The 22,270-nt window shown below is 73.5% G+C and carries 7 protein-coding genes; all 7 read right to left on the reverse strand.

Annotated features, from left to right (window positions below):
• Positions 1–102: 102 nt before the first annotated feature.
• The 7 genes from J4557_RS00415 to J4557_RS00445 are packed head-to-tail and all read right to left on the reverse strand — an operon-like array spanning position 103 to position 22,129.
• A complete protein-coding gene (locus tag J4557_RS00415; RefSeq protein ID WP_208264276.1) occupies positions 103–3,066 on the reverse strand; it encodes a glycosyl hydrolase in 2,964 nt (987 codons plus the stop codon).
• 31 nt (positions 3,067–3,097) lie between these two features.
• A complete protein-coding gene (locus tag J4557_RS00420) occupies positions 3,098–6,340 on the reverse strand; it encodes a family 78 glycoside hydrolase catalytic domain (RefSeq protein WP_307799230.1) in 3,243 nt (1,080 codons plus the stop codon).
• Positions 6,337–9,543, reverse strand: coding sequence for a family 78 glycoside hydrolase catalytic domain (locus J4557_RS00425; protein ID WP_208264278.1), 3,207 nt, complete (start codon positions 9,541–9,543; stop codon positions 6,337–6,339). The genes J4557_RS00420 and J4557_RS00425 overlap by 4 nt, the downstream gene beginning before the upstream one ends.
• Before the next feature lie 11 nt (positions 9,544–9,554).
• Positions 9,555–12,284 (reverse strand): family 78 glycoside hydrolase catalytic domain, encoded by a 2,730-nt coding sequence (locus tag J4557_RS00430; RefSeq protein ID WP_208264279.1) that lies wholly within the window; start codon positions 12,282–12,284, stop codon positions 9,555–9,557.
• A 45-nt stretch (positions 12,285–12,329) separates the two neighbouring features.
• Entirely contained in the window at positions 12,330–16,085 is a 3,756-nt protein-coding gene (locus J4557_RS00435) for a glycosyl hydrolase (RefSeq protein WP_208264280.1), read from the reverse strand.
• Positions 16,082–20,044 (reverse strand): family 78 glycoside hydrolase catalytic domain, encoded by a 3,963-nt coding sequence (locus tag J4557_RS00440; protein ID WP_208264281.1) that lies wholly within the window; start codon positions 20,042–20,044, stop codon positions 16,082–16,084. The genes J4557_RS00435 and J4557_RS00440 overlap by 4 nt, the downstream gene beginning before the upstream one ends.
• Positions 20,045–22,129, reverse strand: coding sequence for a family 43 glycosylhydrolase (locus tag J4557_RS00445; RefSeq protein ID WP_208264282.1), 2,085 nt, complete (start codon positions 22,127–22,129; stop codon positions 20,045–20,047). It abuts the gene before it with no gap.
• Positions 22,130–22,270: the final 141 nt, after the last annotated feature.

Genomic DNA, 22,270 nt, shown 5'->3' on the forward strand with positions numbered 1-22,270 from the left:
CGTTCCGTGAACAGGGCGGGGTCGTCAGGGATTCACGTGCGGGAGGGCGGGCCAACGCCCTCCCGCACTCGTTCTCGGGGGCCGGCTCAGCGCGGGGCCGGCTCAGCGCGCGCGGATCACCGCCTCGCCGTACGGGACGAGCCGGACCGGCCCGATCAGCCCGTACGCCTGGCGCGACGCCCCGCCGTAGACGGCCGGGTCGGACACCCGCAGCCGGTTGTTCAGCGTCGTGGCGACCTCGACCTCGATGGTGTTGGCGCCGCGCCGCAGGTAGGGGCCGATGTCCACGGCCGGGTACAGCACGCTGACCGGCGGGACGCGGCGGCCGTTCACCGACACCCGGCAGGTGTCGAAGACCTCGCCGAGTTCCAGGACGGCGCCGGTGCCGGCGCCGCCGTCCCAGGTCACCGTGGTGGTGTAGGTGCCGATGCCGGAGACGTCCGCGAGTTCGGGGATGTCGGGCCATGCCTTGAGGGCGTCGAGCGCCAGGTCGTGCTGCTTCGTGCCGTCCGGGGTCATGTCCTCGACGCGCAGCCGCCAGGTGGTGAGGGTCTGCGCGGCGGGGACGGCGCCGACGGCGGTCGTGACCGTGCGCCCGTCCGCGAGGGTGGTGGCGTAGGTGCCGGCGGTGGCCGCGCGGGCGACGAGCCGCCGCCCGTCCACCCGCACCTCGGTCTCGGCGGCGGTGGCGGACGGGTGCTGCCCGCCGCGCGCCAGGATGATCACGGTGGCCTCGGACGGCTGGAGCGCGATCCGGACCGTGACGATGTCGCCGTCCGCCTTGTAGACGGCGACGGGCTCGGTCTCGCCCGTCCACAGGTCCAGCCGGTACGGGACGGCCCTGCGGTCGGCGCGGGTGAACGACACCTCGTGGTCGATCGCGGCGACCGGCGGCTTGACCGTCTCCGCGTGCTTGCCGTTGCACAGGTAGAAGTAGTCGACGCGGCCGTCCCGGCGGTGGGCGTTGAGCAGCGTGGAGCTCTGCGCGTAGCCCGCCTCGGGCCGCAGGCCGAGGGCGTCGAGCGCGCCCGGGACGTCGGTCTCCGCCGCGACGTTCTTCACGCGTGGTAGCGCGAACATCTCCGTGAGGACGGCGCGGAGGGCGTCGTTCTCGCCGTCCTTCGCGATGCCCGGGACCGTCGCGGCCGACCAGTCGCCGAGGAAGACCAGCGGCAGGCCCGCCTTGGCGAACTCCAGCATGGTGCGGGCGCTGTCGAGCGGGAGCGTGCACGCGTTGCCGTTGAACCGGTCGCCCTCGACGAACAGCACCTGGTAGGCGGGGCCGTCGGGGGCGAGCCGCCCGTCGCGGACCTTCGCGGACGGCAGGTCCAGCAGCGGCGCGCTGATCATCTGGTGCGTCCAGCCGAGCGGGACGCCGTACTTGGTGAACCAGCCGACGCCGATCCCGGTCTTGGTGTACCCCTTCTGCCGGAACACCGCGACGTCGATGCGGCTCGTCCCCGCGCGCATGGCCTGGTGGACGCGCCCGAGGTACGCGGCGATGTCGGGGACGTGCCGCCAGGTCGGCTGGCGCGGCCCCCACGACTCGGCGAACCCGATGCCGCCGTTGTACGGGGTGAACGCCGCGAACCCGGGCCAGGCCGCGCCGGGGGCGGTCGCGTAGGAGAACCCGTGGAACACGGTCTGGTTCAGCCCGGCCGCGTAGGCGCCGCCCATGGTGCGCAGCAGCTTGTCCCACGTGGTGTTGTACGCGCCGCCCTGGTACGCCCCCGCCTCGCAGGACAGCAGTTCCCGGCCCGCCATGTCGCGGCCGCCGGCCAGGGCGCGGTAGTCGTCCAGGTTCTTGAACCCGAGCGACTCGCCCTCCGGGACGTCCAGGATCGCCGCCGACCGGATCGCGTCCGTCGACAGCCCGTACGGCTGGGCGCGCAGCTCCAGCCCCACGGAGTGCGCCCACGTCCGCAGCGCCTCGAAGTGGTACTCGTTCAGCAGGTCGGAGACCGTCAGCCAGAAGTCGTGCCGCGCGTGCGCCGTGCGGTCCGCCTCGTAGCTGTGGACGGTGTTCTCCTTGTTCAGGACGATCACCGGCAGGTACGGCATCAGGTCGTAGCCGCGCCGCCTCTTGAACTCGGCGGGCAGGTCCGGGGTCCAGTTGAGGGCGGGCGTCTCCAGCTCGATCGAGTCCTCGAACAGCGTCGCGCCGGCCTTCCCGATCAGCTTGCGGACGCGCGGGGTGAGCAGCCGCGCCTCCCAGAACGCGGTGACCGCGCGGGTGCCCGCCTTGCTGAAGTGGTCCACGACCCAGGAGTCGGGGCTGCTGTGCGGGCCGCCCTCGGGCTGCTGCCCGCTGCCGCGCCGCCAGTACGACAGCAGCAGCCAGTCGCCGCCGTCCGGGGCCGTCCAGGTGATCCGCCCGTCCGCCGCCCGCGCGGTGAGGTCGGTGAAGGAGGCGAAGTCGAGCCCGGTCTCCTTGCGGGTCGCGTTCGCCGGGTCGATCCGCACGGCGTGCACGGCGACGAGGGCCCGCTTCGTCACGCCCTTCGCCGCCGCCGCGACGGGCTCGGGCACGGGGCCGTCGTGCGTCGCGCCGCCCGCGACCGTCACCGTCCCGTAGGCCAGCTCCTGGACGGCGGCGTCGTCGTCCGGGCTGATCGTCGGGACGGCGGCGGGCCAGGCCGGGCCGATCGTCAGGTCCACGGTCAGGCCGCGGCGGGCCGCCTGGTCCAAGGCGGCCTCGACGCCGGCGACCCACGCCGCCGTCCCCCAGCCGTGCCCCTCCGGGTCCAGGACCGACGCGTCCTTGATGCTGTGATGCACGGCGGAGATCTCGCCGCCGCCGAACCCGGCGTCGGCCATCTGGTCGATCTCGCGGCGGATCTCGGCGGGGTCGACCAGCCCGTCCGGCCACCACCAGCGGAACCTCGGCCGCACGGCCACGCCGGGCCGGGCGAACCCGGCCGCGGCCGGCGCGGCCGGGGCGGCGGCGACCGCCTCTCCCCCGAGCGCGGGGGCCGCGGCCGCCACGACGGCGGCGGCGGTGCCGATCTGCAGCACCCGCCTGCGCGTCAGCCCGCGCGGCCCCTGCTCGTAACGGTCGTCGTTCACTTTCGTCTTCCTCCTGATTCGATCGCGCCGGTCAGGTGCGCGCGATCACGGTGGTGCGGCCGGAGCCGACCGGGCCGATGGCGAGCAGCGGTCCGGTCGCGTCCCGGCCCGTGGTGCGGGGGGCGCGGGCGTGGGGCCCGGTGACGCGGACGTCCCGGGGGTCGGTGCCGCCGAGTTCCACGACGACGCGGGCGGCGGTGTTGGGCGGCACGTCCACGTCGAGTCGGTAGCCGTCCGCGCGGTCGAGCGCGACGGCGACGGGGCCGCGGACCGTCGGCACGGTGCCGGAGATCCGGGTGAGGGCGCCGGGCCGGGGGCGCACCTCGATCTCCGCGGCGCCCGGCGCGGTGATCTCCACGCCGAGCACGTGGCGGGGGATCACGTTCGCGGGCGCCGAACCCCAGGCGTGCGAGAACGTCATGTTGCTCTTCAGGGACGGGTCCCACGCCTCGCCGACGATGGTCGCACCGAGGTCGTCCATGAGGTGCAGCCACGAGTTCGTGCCGGTGGCGGTCATCAGCCCGATCGCGTCCTCGGCCCTGCCCGTCGCGAACAGCGCGTCCAGCAGGAACTGGGCGCCGTAGACGCTGACCCTCATGCCGCCGGCGGCGAGCGTCTCGCCGAGCGCCTTCACCACCGGGTCCGCGACGGTGCCGGGTCCGGCGACGCCGAGCGCAACCGGGAACGCGGTGGCGTGCTGCGCGCTGTGGGCCGTGCCGGCGCCGTCCACGAACCGGCCGTTCGCGGCGTCCAGCAGCGTCCTGCGCATCGCGTCCGCGAGCGTGTCGGCCCTCTTCCGCCAGGTCGTGGCGTCGGCCGCCTTGCCGAGGACGGCCGCGATGTCGGCCATCGCGGTGAACGCGGCGTACTGGCAGGCGTTCACCACGGTGTTGACCTCGGTGAACACGTAGCCGTCGCGGTTGGAGGCCGGCCAGTCGACCAGGTCGCCGAGGTCCTGGCTCGACGCGCCCGGCTTCTTGTGCACCAGGCCGTCGTCGCCGAGGTAGGACGTCAGATGCTTGGCCGCGAGGAGGTCGTAGTCGGCGGCGAGCTGGTCGGGGTCGCCGGTGTGCAGGTAGTCCCGCCAGGCCGACATGACGTTCATCAGCCGGTACTCGGTCGGCCAGGTGCGGTTGCGGGCCAGGTACGCGTCGGACGCGCGGGCCAGCGCGAACGACCGCTGCACCGCGTACTCCGACGCCTGGTTGATCAGCGCGTCGCCCTCGTAGGGCCCGCGCTCCCGGGTCGGGGTGTCGATGTACAGGTCGCCGCGGGTGGCCTCGATCGAGTACCGGCACATCTCGTAGACCCGGTCGAGGTCGCGGCTGGAGCTGGCGAACGAGGCGTCCGAGGCCCGCCAGTCGAGGCGCCACGCGCGGCCGGACGCGGCGTCCGACAGGTCGAGGTCGTCGTCGCAGATCAGCTGCGCGTAGCGGAAGCCGCGGTAGCCCCAGTGCTCGGCGGACTGCGGGCCGTCGCGCAGCGTCCAGACCTCCCGGTAGGTGACGCCGGCGCGCAGCGCGTACCGCACGGTCCCGTCGGCGTTCAGCTCCTCGCCGAGCCGGACCTCGACGGTCTGCCCGGCCTTGCCGCTCACCGACAGCCGCAGCCCGCCCGCGATCTCCTTGCCGAGGTCGACGAGCCAGGTGCCGGGCGCCGTCTTCCGCACCGACGCGGGCTGAACGTCGTGCAGCCGGACCGGCTCCACCAGCGCCGGCACCAGCCCGTCGACGGCGGGCTTGACCCGCGCCGCGTCCCAGCCGGAGTCGTCGAAGCCGGGGCTCGTCCAGCCGGCCGGCTCCTTGCGCAGGTCCCAGTACTCCTGCGGGCCGACGTAGTAGGACGTGCCGATCGTGCCGGCGTCGCGCAGCATCCCGGCCTGGCGGCGCGCCTTCCACGACGCGCCGCTGGCGAAGGTGCCGGTCGTCCCGTCGGCGTAGGTGACGGCGAGCTGCGCGACGAACCGCTTGTCCTCGGTGGTGAACGCGAGGGCGGCCAGCGCGTTGCGCCGGCCGGGCCGCACCAGGCCGGTGACGTCGAACGAGTGGTAGCGCGGCGCGCCCGACCCGGCCCGCTGGGACGCGAACCCGGCGACCTCGCCGTTCACCCAGATCTTCGCCGGGTACTGCCGGACGGGCGCGGGCGACTGCGCCGCGACGTGCAGGACGGCGGCGGCGATCGGCTTGCGCGCCGGGGTGAACTCGGTGCGCAGCAGCGCCCAGTCGTCGTCGGCCGCGCCCGCCGACGACAGCGCCGACTGGCCCTTGCCGAGCGTCAGGACGCCGCCGGAGACGGTCCCGGCGCTGAACGTGCCGGGGCCGTCGGTGAAGTCCTCGCTGATGAGGGCCTTGCCGTCGGGCGCGGTGAAGGTGACCGCGTCCCACTGGTTCGCCTCGGTCGAGCCGTTGCGCATCCCGACCGTGCCGGTGGCGTACGTGCCGTCGGTCGTGCTGTCGACGGCCGTGCCGTCGATCGAGGTCGTGAACGTCGATCCCTTCATCTCGACGGTGACCTCGTACCAGCGGCCCGTCTCGATCGGGACGCCGAGCGCCTTCTCCTCCAGCACCCGGTACGTCCCGTTCACGCACACGTGCTTCTTCAGCACGCCCGGCGATCCGGCGCGCAGCTGCCACAGGTAGTTCGCGCTCGCCGAGGAGGCGCGGAACCACAGGCCCGCCGCGACGGCGGTGATCTGCACCCGCGCCCTGAGCACGCCGTCGCCGGGCGCCGTGGCGGCCGGGACCCAGACCGGCTCGGCCTTCCAGGCGTCCAGGCCGGTCGCGACCAGCGACGGCTCCGACCAGCGCGACGCCTTCGCCCCGTCGAACGTCCGGACCCGCCACCAGTACGCCGTGCCGGCGGCGAGCGCGGGCCCGCCGTACGGGACGGCGACCGACGCGGCCGACGCGACCCGCCCGCTGTCCCAGTGGTACGGGCCCCTGGCCAGCCGCGACGGGGTCGTCGCGAACTGCACCTGGTAGTGCGTCTGCTCCGTCCCGGGGCCGAGGTCGGCGACCTGCCAGCTCAGCCGCGGCTTCGCCGCCGTGACGCCGAGGCCGTCCGGCAGCAGCGACGTCAGCAGCCCGGACGGCGTGCGCGCCGCGGCGCCCTTCCCGGCGGCCGGTGCGGCCGCCGCGGCCGTCCCCGCGTGGCCGAGGACGATCGCGCCGGTCGCCCCGATCGCCGACGCGCCGAGGAACCGCCGCCTGCTCAGCCCGTCACCGCTCGTGCGGGCTCCTTGCGGGGGGACGACCCCCCGGTCCGCTTCGCTCACTTGGCGGCTCCTTCGAAGGTCCAGTCGCCGGAGCCGATCCGGAAGACGGCCCTGTCGTTCTCGATCCCGACCCATTCGGCGTCCTCGGGCGCGTCCGGCCGGGTCGTGCCGCCGAACAGCGGGAACTCGACGCGCGCCGTCGTGTCCGGCGGGACGGTGGCGTCGAGGCGGAGCCGCCTGCCGGTGCGGCGCCAGGACACCGCGGCGCGGCCGCGCGGCGTCTCGTAGGTCGCGGCGGCGCGGGTGATGTCGCCGACCACCGCCGGGCGGACGAGCAGGGTCGCGTAGCCGATCGAGCCGTCGGTCTGCGACAGCCCGGCGAGCCCGGCGTGGAACCACTCGTCGATCGCGCCGAGCATGAAGTGGTTCTGCGAGTTCCCGGACGTGGGGCCGTCCCAGTTCTCGGTCAGCGACGTCGCGCCGTGCACGACCTGGTAGCCGTAGCTGGGGTTGCCGGTCTGGGTGGCGACGGCGTGGATGACGTCGTCGCGCCCGGCGGCCGACAGCACCCGGAACACCGACGGCAGCGCGATCTCGCCGACGGTGAGGTGGTAGCCCTTCGCGGTGATGCCCTGCACGAGGTGGGCGAGCACCTTGTCCTTGGACGCGGCGGGGACGATGCCCATGTCGAGGGCGAGCGCGTCGCACGCCTGGCTGCCGGAGCCGTAGGTGTCGCCGGTCGCGTACTTGCCGTTGAACGCGTCGCCGATGTCCTTGGCCAGCTTCGTGTACTTGTCCGCGTCGTCGGTCTTGCCGATGACCCCCGCGATGGACGCCAGCGCCGTCACGGCCCGGTGGTAGCCGAACGTGGCGGTGACGCCGAGCGGGGTGCTGTTGTCGAAGGTGATCCAGTCGCCGAGGCCGTAGTCGAGCAGGTTCCCCTTCGCCTTGGACGACAGGTAGTCCACGTACCGCACCATGTTCGGGTAGTAGGTGCGGAGGGTGGCCTCGTCCCCGTACGCCCGGTACATCTGCCAGGGCGCGAACACGATGACGTTGCCCCAGTTCGGGTCGTCGCGGAACCCGCCGGAGAACACGGTGTACTCGGGCGCGATGTCGGGGACGAGCCCGTCGGGCGTCTGCGCCTCGGCGATGTCGCGGACGATCTCGCCGTAGTAGGCGGCCACGTCGTAGTTGCGGGCGACGGCCGGGAAGACGAGGTTCGCCTGCTCCAGCCAGCCGAGCTTCTCGCGGTGCGGGCAGTCGGTCAGGACCGAGTACATGTTGCTCTGCACGGCCCGGTCGATGATCCGGTGGATGTCGTTGAGCAGGCCGTGCGAGCTGGTGAACGACCCGGCCGCGTCGTTGGCGGCGCGCAGCGCGATGCCGGTGACGGTCCCGTCGTCCGGCGCGGACGGCAGCCCTTCGAGCTGCACGTACCGGAAGCCGTGGTAGCAGAACCGGGGATGCCAGGTCTCGGTGCCCTTCCCGGACAGGGTGTAGGCGTCCCAGATCGGCGAGCCGGTGGTGTTCTGGCTGACGGTGCCGTCGTCGTGGAGGAGCTCGCCGGGGCGCATCGTCACCTTCGTCCCGGCGGGGCCGCTGACCCGCAGCTGCGCCCATCCGGCGAAGTTCGTCCCGAGGTCGACGACGTACACGCCGTCCTTCGGCTGGGTGATCTTCTGGGTGCGGAAGGTGCCGGCGCGCTCGATCGGCGGGGCCGCCCGGGCGGTGAGCCGCGCGGTCGGCGCGTCGCGGCGGACGGCGGCCGTCCAGTCCGCCGGGGTGCGGCGGGCGTCGAAGTCCTCGCCGCCGTACCAGCTGCTGAACGTGGTGGCGCCGAGCGCGGTCTTCCAGGACGGGTCCGACGCGACGACCTCGCGCGACCCGTCGGTGTAGGTGATCTCGAGCTGGCCGAGGAACGCCGGCCGGCCGTCGGAGCGGGTGAGCTTCTGGTAGCGGCCCGGCGTGGCCGGGACGTTCGCCATGCCGTTGCCGACCTCGGCCTGGATCGAGTTGCCGCCCCGGTGCAGCAGCCTCGTCACGTCGTAGGTCGAGTAGACGATGCGCTGCTTGTACGCGGTGTACGGCGGTTCGAGGACGGCGTCGCTCACCGGCCGCCCGTTCACGGTGACGTCGAGGACGCCGAGCGCGGTCGCGTACAGCCGCGCCGACCGCACCCGCTTGCCGAGGTCGAACTCCTTCCGGAACACCGGAAGCGCCTCCGGCTGGGCGTGCAGCGGCGGCGGCGCCTGCTGGCCCTTGACCGTGGCGGCGGTGTCGAACGCCTTCCCGTCGCCGGAGGTCTGGACGGTGAAGTCCTCGGGGAAGTTCGCGGTCTTGCCGTCGTCGGTCATCACGTCGGTGCGGGGATACAGCAGCACCCGGTCGAACCGCCGCTCCTCGCCCAGGTCGATCTGCACCCAGATCGGGCTGGCGAGGTCCTGGTCCTGGTACTGCATGCTGGTGTAGCCGAACGGCGCGGCGTCGCTGGTCAGCGAGCCGTCGGTGATGGCCTTCGGCTCCCACTGGCCCCCGACGGTGTAACTCTCCGACGCGGTCACCGGCGCGTGCAGCGCCACGTTCGCACCGGACGCGCCGTCCTGCACCTGGACCTCGGCGAGCTGGAGCCGCGACACCTTGTACGGCCAGCCCTCCTTGATCGGGAGGCCGAGCCGGGTCACGTTCAGCCGGACGTACCGGGCGGTGCGGGCGGTGAACGCGACCGTCGCCGGGGCGGGCTCCGGGTCGGACCACGCCGGGTTCCCGATCCACTGCGCCGTCCAGTCGGACGCGGCGAGCAGGCCCGTCTCGAAGTGCGCGGGCTCGCTCCACGCGGACGCGCGGCCCCGCTCGTCCCACACCCGGACCTGCCACGACACGCGCTGCCGCGAGCCGAGGGCGCGGCCGGCGTAGGCGGTGGAGACCGCGCCGCCCGCGACCTTGCCGGAGTCCCACAGGTCGGGGCGGTACAGCCGGGCGTCCGCGCTCGCCGCGCGGACCTGGTACGCGGTCTGCGCCGCGTTGCGCGGCCCGGCGGCGAACCGCCAGCTCAGCGTCGGGTTCGCCGCGTCGATCCCCAGCGGGGACCGCAGGTGCGCGGCCTGGAGGCCGGTGGGCGTCAGCGTCCGCGCGGGGGCGGGCGCGGCCGGCGCGGCCGGTGCGGCGCCCGCCGCCGAGGGCAGCACGCCGGTGGCCGTCACGGCGGCGGCCGCGACGCCTCCGGCCTGCACGAATCGTCTCCGGGAAAGCTCGCTCGTCATCGTGGTGCTCCTCAGGCCTGCGTCGACTGGAAGGTGAGGCGGCCGGACCCGGCCTGGAAGACCGCGTAGCCGTCCTTCATGCCGGTGAAGCGGGCGCCGCCCGGCCCGGACACGCGGACGTCGGCCGCCGACCGCGCCGGGACGCGGATCTCGGCCGTGACGTTGACCGGGACGTCCACCGACAGCGAGACGCCGCTCCCGCGCCGCGTCCACCGGACGCCGACGTCGCCGCGCTGGACCGGGATGGTGCCCGCCGCACCGCTGATGCCGGACAGCGGCGGCTGGATCCGCACCGACGCGGCCGCCGGGGCGGTCACGGTGACGCCGAGGAGGGACCGCTGCACGGCGACCAGGGACGTCGAGCCCCACGGGTGCGAGAAGCTCTGCCCGGTCTCGGGCGCGTCCCACGACTCCCAGGTGAAGGTGCCGCCGCGCGCGAGGATGTTGCCCCAGCCGGGCCCCTCGGTGTCGGTGAGGCGGGTGACGACGTCGCCGGGGCGGCCCGCGTCGTCGAGCGCCTGGAGCAGCCGGTGTGCGGTCATCGGCCCCATCTGCATCCCGAGGCCGGCGATGTAGGAGCCGATCGCCTCGCGGGACCCGGCCGGCGCGACCCCGTACGCGACCGCGTACGCGTTGGCGATCTGCGAGGCGTGCGTGCTCTGCGTGCCGTCGCTCTTCAGGCCGTCGATGTAGATGCCGTCGGCGCGGCGGAGCTTGGCGTTGATGGTGCCGGTGAGGGTGCCGGCCTCCTTGCGCAGCGCGGCGGCCTCGTCGGACTTGCCGAGGGCGTCGGCGGCGCGGGCGGTGGCGTTCAGGACGTCGACGCCGAGCACGTTGATGACCGTGCGGGCGGCGGTGTCCATGTCGTGGCCGTAGCGCATGGTCGCGGGCCAGTCGACGATGCCGTACTTGTACTGGCCGGAGCCGCCTTCGAGGTTGGTGACCAGGCCCGTGCCGGAGTCGATGTAGCGGCGGACGTATCCGGCGACCGCGTTCATCGCCGGGTACGCCTGCGCGAGGGTGGCGGCGTCGCCGGACTGCTCGAAGTAGTCCCAGACCCAGCCGGGGAACATCTCGGTGTAGTCCGGGATGTCGCGCTTGCCGTCGCCGTTCGGGTAGACGGAGTTGAGCCGCCCGTCCGGCCAGTAGCGGGCCTGCGAGGCGATGAACTCGCGGATCGCCTGCCGGGTGAGCCGCCGCTCCCCGAACGCGCCCATCGCGGCGGTCGAGGTGTCGACGGCGTCGCCGAGGAACTGGCCCTTCTCGCGGGTCGGGGTGTCGAGGAACTGCGTCTGCGACCCGTACAGCGCCGACCGCGCCATCATGTCGTAGGCGGCGTTCACCCCCTTGTCGGACGTGCGGACGGTCGCGGTGCGGTCGACGGAGTTGTGCTGGACGACGGCGGAGATGTCCTCGGGGTCGACGCCCGCGTCCGCGCCGACCTCGAAGTAGCGGAACCCCTCATAGGTGAACGCGCGGAACGTCTGGTCGCCGTCGCGCTGCGTGTAGCCGTAGGTGAGGTCGGTGTCCTGGTTGTCGTCCTTGGAGCGCGACACCGTGCCGTCGTCGGCGAGCAGGTATCCGGCGTGCATGTCGACGTGCCGCCCGGCGGTCCCGTTCCGGAACCGGACGACCGGCACCGCCGGGATCACCTTCCCGAAGTCGGCGACGAGCGCTCCCGACGCCAGCTTCGTCACCTTCACCGGATGGACGGTCTCGTACGCCAGCGACGTCTCCTGCCCGTGGACGTGCTTGAACGCCGAGGTCGGGTGCGCGCCGACGACCTGCGGCGCCGCCCAGGACGAGGCGTCGAATCCCGGCCGGTCCCAGCCGAGCGGCTCGGCGGTGCCGTCGACGTCCTCGACCCAGTCGGCGCCGTCGCCGTTGCGGCGCGGCGCCGTCTTCCACGGGCCGCGCGCCACCTTCCATGTGCCGTCGCTGACGACGACCTGCCGGGTGCCGTCGGCGTGGTCGATGACCAGCCGGACCAGCAGCCCGGGCTCGCCCTTCGGCCGTCCCTGCCCGGACCCGTACCAGTGGTAGACCGCGCCGAGCGTCGCGTCCCCGCCGGCCTTCACCTTCGAGGTGACGTCCACGGTCTTGTAGAAGAGGTCGTCGGCGTACTCGAACGCCGGTCCCCGGTCGACCGTCTCGCCGTTGAGGCGCAGGTCGTACTGCTGGTCGGCCGAGATGTGGACGCGGGCCCGCACCACCGGCGACGTCCCGACGGTGAAGTCCTTGCGGGCCAGGGTGTAGTCGTCGGACTCGCCGGTGGTCCGGCGGATCCAGGACGCCCCCCACTGGTCGTCGCCCAGCCCGGTGTCGAACGAGGCGGCCCGCGACCACGGCGACGCCATGCCGGTGCGGTCCCAGGTGCGGACCTTCCAGGTGTAGGTCGTCTCGGACGCCAGCGCCGGCCCCGCGTACGGGACGTACTCCTGGCCGCCCGACTTCACCTGGCCGCTGTCCCACACGGTCTTGCCGGACGCGTCGCGCACGGCGATCTCGTAGGCGGACTGGACCTCGCCGGGGTCGACGTCGCGGGGCCGCCACCCGAACTGCGGCGCCCCTTCCACGCTGAGCGGCCGGGCCTGGTCGCCGACGGTGAGACCGGCCGGCGCCTGCGGCGCGTGCCCGGCCTTCACCGCGCCCAGCGCGGTTCCCGGCAGCGCCACGACGGCGGCGGCCGTCATGGTCGCGGCGGCCGCGAGGGCGGCGCGGGACCCGGTGGAACGATTCACGAAACGGCGGATCATGAGGAAGAACCTCCAGTGGGGGGATGCGGCCTACGGCCGCACGGAGAAGCCGCTCATCTGCACGTTGGCGTTGACGGAGTCCCAGCTCCGGCTGACCTCGATGCGCACGTACCGGGCGCTGACCTTGTCGAACGTCGTCGTCCCGCCCTCCTTCGGCGTGTCGGTCGCGGTGGCGACGGTGCGCCACGTCCGGCCGTCCTCGGACACCTGGACGGCGTAGTCGCGCGCCCCGTAGCTGGAGCGGCCGCCCACGACGACCGACCCGAACCGGACGGGCGCGCCGAAGTCGAGCCCGAACCGCACCGGGTCCTCCGCGGTCGGTCCCTGGCCCGCGGCGCGGCCCCACGAGACCCAGAACGTGCTCGCCGAGCCGTCCACGGCGAGCTTCGCCGGGTAGCGGTCCTGGCTCGCGTCCGCGATGACCCGCGGGAACGGCGCGCCGCCCGGGTTGAGCGCCAGGTCGCCGGAGTGCCGCAGCGTCACCGCGGTCTCGGCGGACGGCCCGGCGTCGCTGCGCGCGGTCACCTTCAGCGTGCTCGTGCCGGAGTCGACGCCCTGGTCGCGGACGTCGACGGGCACCGTCACCGAGCCGCCCGCGGGAACCGCGACCTCGGCCCGCTGCGGCGTCGCGGTGATCCCGTCGGCGGCCGACGCCGCCACCGTCACGTTCGCCGCGCGGGCGGACGCGTTGGTGACCAGCACGGTCGCGCGGTTGTAGCCGCCGTCCGCCAGCGGCAGCTCGGGTTCGAGGGCCTCGGCGGTCAGCACCGGCCGGTCGCCGCCGGTCGCGGTGAGGGTGAGCGGGCCGAACAGCCCGTAGTCCATCGGCGCCCGCGAGGACGCTCCGGTGCCGGGCGCGACGCGGACCGCGTTGAGCAGCGTCGAGGCGACCCGCACGGTGACCGTGTTGTCGCCGGGCCGCAGGTACCGGCCGACCTGGACGTGCCGCAGGTCCGCCTGGTCGAGCGGCGGCAGGTCGTGGCCGTTGACGTTCACCCGGACGGTGTCCACCGGCGTGCCGAGGTCGAGTTCGGCGGCGTCGATGCCCTTCCAGCCGTCGTCGAGGGTCACGTGCGCGGTGTAGGTGCCGACGCCCGACACGTCCTTGAGATCGACCGGGTAGCCGTTGGCCGTGGTGATCGCCGACCACGCGGGCAGCGCGCCGTTCTCCCCCGCCTTCACCGTGACGGGACCGAGCGCCTTGTGCGCGGTGTCACCGGGCCTGCCGGACGGTCCGGGGCCCCACGAGTCCACCGACAGGGACCACTCGTTCAGCTTCACCGGCTGCGGGACGGCCGCCGTCCCCTGCCCGCCCGGCCGGCCGGGCTTGCCCCGGCCGGGGAAGGTGGCGTCGTGCCGCGGCGTGACCGCGATGACCGTGGCGTCGTTCGCCGCCAGCCGGACGGGAACGGTGACCGTGCCGTGCCCGGACGTGTAGTCCGTGATCGGGGTGATCTCGCCGGTCCAGGTGTCCAGCTTGTAGGGGACGCCGTCGCCGGTCAGGGTGACCGTCTGCGCGGTCGCGGTGTTCGTCTGGTTGTACAGGTAGTAGTAATCGGTGGAGCCCGCCTGCCGGCGGACGTCGAGGATCGCGCCCGAGCCGTCGCGGGGCGCGGCGGCCGGCGTGACGCTCAGGCGGCGCAGCGCGTCCGGCGCGTCCGCCTCGCTCGCCGCCCGCACCACGGTGCGCTGCTTGAGCAGCTGCGAGACCACCGAGGTGAGCCGCGCGTCCTGGCGGCCCGCGTCGCCGTTGCCGGGCACCGTGCTCGGCGCGTCCCCGACGATCACGACGGGAAGGCCCTGCCGCGCCAGGCTCAGCAGCTTCTCGGCGGCGGCGAGCGGCATCGTCTTCTGGTCCTTCAGCAGGACCGCGTGGTAGGCGGAGCCGTCGCCGAACAGGGCGCCGCCGGAGTAGGAGGCGTCCTTGCGCTGGAGCTGCGCCGGGCTGAGGTACTCGTAGGTGTATCCGGCCGCCGCCAGCTCCGATGAGCTCTGGATCAGCTTGTTCGCCCCGGACCCGGTGGTGCCGGTCCCGTTCATGCCGAAGTCCTGCCAGTACACGGCCAGGTCGAAGCGGGGCTTGCCCTGCCGCAGCACGAGCTGCATCCGCGCGAGGTTGTCGTTGACGGCGCGGTAGTCGGCCCAGTTCGGGCCGCCCTTGTCGCCCCACGCCTCCGAGTAGGAGGTGTTGCCGCCGTAGGTCATGCCGGGCCACGCCGACTGCGGTCCGGCGCCCGCGGGTCCCCTGCTCAGGTACGGGAAGCCGTGCCAGACGACCTGGTTCACGCCGCCGGCGAAGCCGCGGTAGACGGCCTGGAGGTTCGAGGCGTCCGATCCGGCGCCCGCCGTCGAGCCCCACACCGTGCCGGAGAACGCGCAGCACTCGTCGGACACCACCGGCCGCCCCGACAGGTGCGCGCCGGTGGCGACCACGCGGTAGTCCTGCACGTTGCTGTAGGCGCCGACCGACTGCCCGAACGCCAGCGACTCGCCCTCGGGCACGTCGATGTGCGAGGCGGCCTCGGAGACGTCCACCGGGATGCCGTACGGCTGGATGCGGGTCTTGATGTGGTGCTTGTGCGCCCATTCGCGCAGCACGTCGAGGCGGTTGCGGATGTACAGGTCGCTGAGCGTCTGCCGGTAGTCGGTGCGGACGCGGGCGCCGACGCCGCCGCCGAAGTCGAAGAACGGCCGGTCGGTGATGCCCTGGTCGCCGGCGCCGGCGAGGGCGGGCAGCACGTCGATCGGCGAGTAGCCGCGCAGCTTCGTCCACTGGCCGACCAGCTCCGACGTCCACTTCTGCGTGGAGCCGAGTTCGAGCGAGTCCTCGAACAGGTCGGTCTCGCCGATCCGGGCGAGCAGCTTCCGCACGTCGGAGGTGAGGATGTTCTTGTCGTAGAAGTCGGTGGTGGCCTTCGCGCCCGCCTCGCTGAACGGGTCGAGCGCGTAGTTGGTGCCGGTCGCGGTGTAGCCGGACAGGGACTGCCCGCTGGGCGTCTGGTAGAAGGCGATCAGCGCGTACGTGCTCTGGTCGTCGCCCGGGAAGTCGACCGCGAGGCCGCCCTGGGCGTCCACCTTCGCGGTGACGTCGGTGACGCTCGAACGCTCCAGCATCCGCGGTGCGCTGGACGAGGCGCCGCAGCCGGCGTCGGAGCACTTGGCGAGGAGCGCGGCGACGAGCGTCTTCTTCGCGCCCGCGGGCGGCGCGACGTTGAAGTTCGTCGGCAGCTCACCGGACCGGCTCGTGCCGCCCTTGTGGAACTCGTAGGAGAACACGATCTGCTGCTGGGCGCTGGGGTCGTTGACGTCGTCGACCGTCGGGACGGTCGCGGGCCAGCGCGGGCCGATGGTGAGGTCCAGGCCGAGGCCCTTGTCCTTCGCCGCGGCCAGCATCGTCCGGGTCCTCTCCGCCCAGAGCGGGGTGCCCCAGCCGTAGGTCTTGAGGAACTCGGGGGTGTTGTTGCCGGTGCCCTCGACGTTGAAGGGGGCGACCTCGGCGCCGCCGCCGCCCGCCTTCTTGATCTGGTCGAGCTCGGCGGCCAGTTCCTTGTCGTCGGTGTAGGCGAGCGGCTGCCACCAGCGGTACTTGGGCCGCACGGACGCGGGCGGGTCGGCGAAGGTGCCGCGGGTCAGGGCGGGCACGGTAGGCCCGAACGACTCCGCGCCCTCCGCCGCCCCGACGACCGCGAGGCCGGACGCGGCGAGCAGCGCCGCCACCGGCACGGCGGTGAGCCGCGCCGATCTCCGGCGGGCACCGGCCGCCGGTCGAACTCTGGAGCGGGTCATGAGGTGTAGGCCTCCAGTTCGATGACGCGGCTGTAGTTGTGGTCGTTGGAGTCGTGGACGAGCAGCCGCAGCGCGGACGCCCGCACGGGGGCGAAGGTCCTCTCGACCGTCCCGGCGGTGTTGCCGGTGACGGTCGCGACCGTGGTCCACTCGCCGTCCACCTGCGCCTGGACGTCGAAGTCGCGCAGGCCGGACTTGGCGGCGGGGCTGCTCGGGCTGTCGAGCGTGTAGACCTCGACCCGGCCGATCCTCTGCGGGTCCTTCCAGGTCGCGGTGAGGGTGTCGGGGAAGGACTTCGACGTGTCGTCGTTCCAGCCGCCGACGCCGTTCAGCCAGACGCCGGAGTCGGTGCCGCCGTCGTTCGCCCAGGCGGGCGACGACCCGCTGTGGGTGCTGGACGCCGACATGGTCGCGGAGCGGACGAGGTTCCCGGTGACGAGGACCGGCGCCGTCGCGGTCTCGTCGTCGGCCGTGACGGTGACGGTGCCCTTCGTCCCGTCCGCGTCCGGGCCCTTCACCTCGACGGGGATCTCGGCCGAGCCGCCCGCCGGGATCGTGACCTGCGCGGGGGCGGACGCGGTGAAGCCGGCCGACGCGGCCGCCTTCACCGGGACGGTGACGGAGCGGCGCTCCAGGTTCGTCACGCGGAACCGGGCGTCGGCGGCCGTGCCGGGGGTCACCGGGATGTTCACGCCGAACGGCGGCTCGACGGCGAGCTGCGTCCGGTCCGGCCGGACCGCGGCGGGCGTGCGGACGGCGAACGTCCACGAGCCCGACCCGACCTCGTACACGGCGTGCCCGTTCTGGACGCCGAGCGAGCGCGCGCCCGCCGGGGCCTGGGCGGCGGACGCCCCGAGCAGCGGCACCTCGACGCGCGCGGGCGCGCCCGGCGGGACCGTCACGTCCAGCCGCAGGTCGTGCCCGGACCGGCGCCAGGCGCTGGACACCGTCCCGCGCGGGGTGGCGTAGGACGACGAGGCGCGGGTGAGGTCCCCGACGACGGCGGGCCGGATCACGAGGTCGGCGAAGCCGACCGAGCCGCCGGCCTGCCGGATCCCGGCGAGGCCGGCGCCGAACCACTCGTCGATCGCGCCGAGCATGAAGTGGTTCTGCGAGCCGTAGCCGGTCGGGCCGTCCCAGTACTCGGTGAGCGCGGTCGCGCCGTGCACCACCTGGTAGCCGTAGCTCGGGTTCGTGACCTGCTGCGCGACGGCGAGGATGACGTCGTCGCGGCCGGCCGCCGACAGCGTCCGGAACACCGACGGCAGCGCGATCTCGCCGACCGTCAGGTGGTAGCCGTTCGCCTTGATGGCCGAGACGAGGTGGTCGATGACGCCCTGCCTCTGGTCGGCGGGCACGATGCCGAGGTCGAGCGCGAACGCGTCACCGGCCTGGCTGCCCGACCCGTAGGTGTGCTTCGCCTCGTCGAGGTACTTGGCGTTGAACGCGTCGGCGATGTCACCGGCGAGCTTCGTGTACCTGGCCGCGTCGTCGTCCTTGCCGAGCAGCTCGGCGATCTTCGCGAGCGCGGTGGCGCTGCGCTGGTAGCCGTAGGTCGCGGCGACGCCGGTCGGGGTGGTCTTGTCGACGGCGGCCCAGTCGCCGAGGCCGTAGTCGAGCAGGTTCCCCTTCGCCTTGGACGTCAGGTAGTCCAGGTAGCGCTGCATGTTCGGGTAGAAGTCGCGCAGCGGCGCGGCGTCCCCGTAGGTGACGTAGTGCTGCCAGGCGGCCAGGATGATCGCGCTGCCCCAGTTCGGGTCGTCCCAGACGCCGCCGGAGAACGTCACGTACGCGGGCGCGATGTCGGGGACGAGGCCCGCGGAGGTCTGCGCCTCCGCCATGTTGCGCAGCAGCGCCGGGTAGTAGGCGGCGACGTCGTACCCGCGGGTGATCGTGCCCTGGACGAGCTGGGTCTCCTCCAGCCAGCCGAGCTTCTCCCGGTCCGGGCAGTCGGTGAGGATCGACATCATGTTGCCCTGCACGGCCCGGTCGATGATCGTGTGGATGCCGTTGAGCAGCAGGTCGGAGCTGTCGAACGAGCCGGCGGAGGCGTTGCCGGCGCGCAGGATCACCGCGCCGGCCGTGTCCGGGGACGGCGCCGCGTCCAGGCCGCTGACCTGGATGTAGCGGAAGCCGTGGTAGACGAACCGCGGGTGCCACGTCTCGGTCCCGCCGCCCGCGAGGGTGTAGGTGTCCATGACCGGCGGGTTCTGCGCGCCGCCCGCGATCATGGTGCCCTGCTCGACGAGGCCGTCCGCGCCGAGCCGCTCCCCCGGCTTGACCGTCAGCTTCGTGCCGCGGTCGCCGCGCACGCGCAGCTCGGGCCACCCGACGATGTTCTCGCCGAGGTCGAAGACGTAGGTGTCCTTCTCCGGATGCGTGACCTTGACGGTCGAGCGGGTGCCGACGGGGACGATCGCCGGGGAGGTCCGCGCGGTCAGCGCGATGCCCGGGTCGGGCGCCTCGGCGGCCGGCTTCCACGGCGACAGGTCGGCGGACGGACCGTCCCAGCCCTTCTGCGCGAGCCGGGCGTCCTCGTCCTCGCCGCCGTACCACTGGCTGAACGTGGTCGGTCCGAGATCGGTGCGCCAGGACGAGTCCGTCGCGATCCGGGCGGTCGTGCCGTCCTTCAGCGTCACCTCCAGCTGCGCGAGGAGCTTCGGCGCTCCCTGCGCGCCGACGTACTTGGTGTAGCGGTCGTTGGTGGCGGCGACGTTGTAGGTGCCGTTGCCGAGCCGGACGCCGATCGCGTTGCCGCCGCGCCGCAGCAGCTTCGTCACGTCGTAGGCCGCGTACTCGACCCGCTTCCTGTAGTCGGTGTTCGGCGGTTCGAGGACGGCGTCGGCGACCGGCCTCCCGTTGATCGTCGCGTCGTAGACGCCGAGCGCGGTGATGTACAGCCGCGCCGACCGGACGGTGTTCCCCAGCGAGAACTGCCGGGCCAGCAGCGGCAGCGCGGGCGTGGACGTCTGGTAGGCGGGCGGCGGGGCCTGGTCGGTGACGGTCTTCACCACGGTGAACGGGCCGTCCGCCGCGTCCGAGGTCTGCACGGTGTAGTCGACGGGGAAGTTCGGGGTCTTCCCGTCGCTCGTCATCACGTCGGTGCGCGGGTACAGCTTCACCGACGCGACGTCCTTGGCGGCGCCGAGGTCGAGCTGCAGCCAGATGTGGTGCCCCGGGTCCTGCGACTTGTAGGCGTTGCTGGTGTAGCCGAACGGCGCGGTCTGGGTGGTGAGCGACCCGTCGGTGAGGAACTCCGGCATCCACTTGCCCGGGTACTCGCGGACCTCGGACGCGGTGACCGCCGCGCCCTTCGCCACGTTGTTCCCGGACGGGTCGAGCGCCTCGATCTCGGCGAGCTGGAGCCGGGACAGCAGCGACCCGCTCTCGCTGATCGGCAGGCCCAGCTTGGACACGTCGATCCGCAGGTGGCGGGCCTTCGTCCCGGCGGGCAGGCCGACCGTCACCGGGCTCGGCACCCGGTTCAGCCACCGGTCGTCGGTGATCCATTTCCCGGACCAGTCGTCCTTGCCGAGCAGTCCCATCTCGAACCGGGCCGGGGGGCTCCAGGCGGACGCCCGCCCGGAGCCGTCCCAGACGCGGACCCGCCACCACACCTGGCGGCGGGAGGTGAGCGCCGTGCCCCGGTAGACGGCGTTCGCGGTGCCGGACGCCACCTTCCCGGAGTCCCAGAGGTCGGCGTGGCCGAGCCCGCTCCGGGAGGTGGCGGCCTCCACCTGGTAGGCGGCCTGCGCGGCGTCGCGGCCGGGCGCGGTGAGCCGCCAGCTCAGCGTCGGCGCCGTGTCGTCGATGCCGAGCGGGGCGTCGAGCGCGTCGGTGCGCAGCCCGAAGGCCCGCAGGCCGGACGCGTCGGCGCGCGCCGGGACCGTGAAGGCGGCCCCGACCAGCAGCGAGAGGAACGCGGCGGGCAGGGCGACGCGTGTCGCGGATGTTCGCATTCAGGCTCCCCGGACGTTGGTGGTGAAGAACTTCAGGTCGCGGCCGGGCTCGGGCGTGAAGGTCGCGCCGCCGTCATGGCTGACGGCGGACGCGCCGCCCCGGTACGGGTCGTGGTCGTTGTAGGCGACGCCGTAGCAGCCCGTCGTGGTGGTGGAGGAGATCCGGACGGTGTAGTGCGCGCCGCGCCGGACCCGGACGTCCGGGTGGACGGTCACGTTCCGCGCCGACCAGCCGATCTCCTCGGCCGGGACGGATCCGGACCAGAGCGTCCGGGTCCCGTCGGTGACCTCGACGGTCAGCGGCGCGGACGGCGGGGTGCGCTCGACCCGCCCCTGCTCGGTGCCGTCCTTGAACGCGGTGACGGCGAGGGAGGCGAGGCGGCCGCCGCGTCCCGCGGTGAACGACTGCTCGCGCCGGACGTCCCCGGCGACGTCGCAGCCGGTGCGGAAGCCTGCGGCCCCGCTGCTCTGGTCGAGGCCGGGGACGGTGCGCTGCCGTCCCGGGCGGCCGGGGTCGAGGCGGACGGTCGGGTTGCCGCACTGGATCGGGGTGATCGACCCGTCGGCGCCGAAGGTGAGCGGCTGCCACTGGTAGTTGGCGAGGGCCTCGTTGGTGTGGCCGTCCCACAGGTCGCTGAAGTACATGTAGATCGGTGCGCCGTGGCGCTGGCGGAGCGTGGCGACCTGCGCGGGCTGCCCGCCGCAGGAGTTCGCGGTGATGCTCGTCCCGGCGGTGGGGACGACCCATTTCGCCAGGCCGCCGGAGAAGTCGTCGGCGAGCAGTTCCCGCCCGTCCGCCGAGGTCACCCGGACGTTGTCGAACTTCGCCGACTCCAGGTTCGCGCCGTTCCACTCGCGGAACCCGACCTTGCCCGCCGGGTACGTCGCGTCGGTGTAGCTGTCCACCTGCACGCCGTCGACGGACGTGGTCAGCGTGGAGCCTGACGCGGTGACCGACACGTGGTGCCACTCCCCCGCCACGATCGGCTCGTCGAGCTGGACGACGTGGCTGGCGGTGGTGGCGCCGGCGCGGCGCAGCACGCTCAGCTTCCCGTCGGCCGTGCCGGAGCCGGTCAGCAGGAACAGGTAGCCGTGGTCGTCCTGGTTCATCCGGACGGAGAACCCGGCCTGCGCCGACGTGCCCGACGCGGTCGGCAGCGGCGCGACGTCGAAGGAGAAGGTGTAGTCCGACCAGTCCTCGCCCTGCTGCGACAGGCCGTACAGGCCGCCGCGGGCGGTGAGCGCATCGTCCTCGGCCGTCCACGCGTCGCGGCCCTTCCACGGCCCGAGCGGGCTCGCCGCGGTCAGGTAGGACGTGCCGGTGCCGGTGCAGTACCCGCAGTTCGGGTCCGACATCGTCAGGTAGTACACGCCGTTCCGTTTGAAGATCGACGGCGCCTCGACGCGGGTCACGCCGGTCACGTCGTACGGGCCGGCGGCGCGCAGGTAGTCGGGGGTCAGCTGGATGACGGCGATGTGCCAGCCGGCGTTGCTGCACGCCAGGTACCCGGTGCCGTCGTCGTCGACGAACACGTCGAGGTCGGCGGTGCAGTGCGTCCCGGCGGGCAGGTCGGGGACGGGCTGCTCGGTGAACGGGCCGGTCGGGCGGTCAGCGGTATAGACGCGGAACCTGTCCGCGGCCTCCTGGTCGTTCACCCACATCACGTACTTGCCGGTCGCCTTGTCGTACACGGTGTGGGGGCGGAAGCAGAACTTGCAGGAGCGGGCCTTCACGACGTGGCCGCGGTCGGTCCAGTGCGCGAGGTCGGGCGAGGAGTACACCTTGAAGCCGCAGAACGTGCTGTTGACCGTCCACTGGTAGCCGCAGTCGTAGCTCGTCCCGTACAGGTAGTAGGTGTCGCCGAACCGCTGGATCGCGCCGTCGTGGGCGTCGACCGCGTTGCCGTCGGTGTCGAACCGGACGGTCTGCTCGCCGTCCGGCCCGGTGTTGGTGATCGGGGTGACCGTCGCCGCCTGCGCGGGCGGCGCGGCCGGTGCGACCAGGGCGCCGAGCAGCAGCGCGAAGACCGCGGCCAGCACGGGGCCGCGGCCTCGCCAGGGCCGTCGTGGGGGGATGGTGCGCATGGACGGGGCGTCCTCTCGGAGCTGCGCTGTGGGGTGGGGGGACGGCGCGTCGTCCGTTTCCGGGCATGCGGAACAGAGCCCGTGGCCGTGCGGGCGGGTCGCACGGTCGCGGGCCTGCGCCCGTCATCGCCTAGGGACGGA

It is taken from the genome of Actinomadura nitritigenes (assembly GCF_017573545.1).
Taxonomy (GTDB): Bacteria; Actinomycetota; Actinomycetes; order Streptosporangiales; family Streptosporangiaceae; genus Spirillospora; species Spirillospora nitritigenes.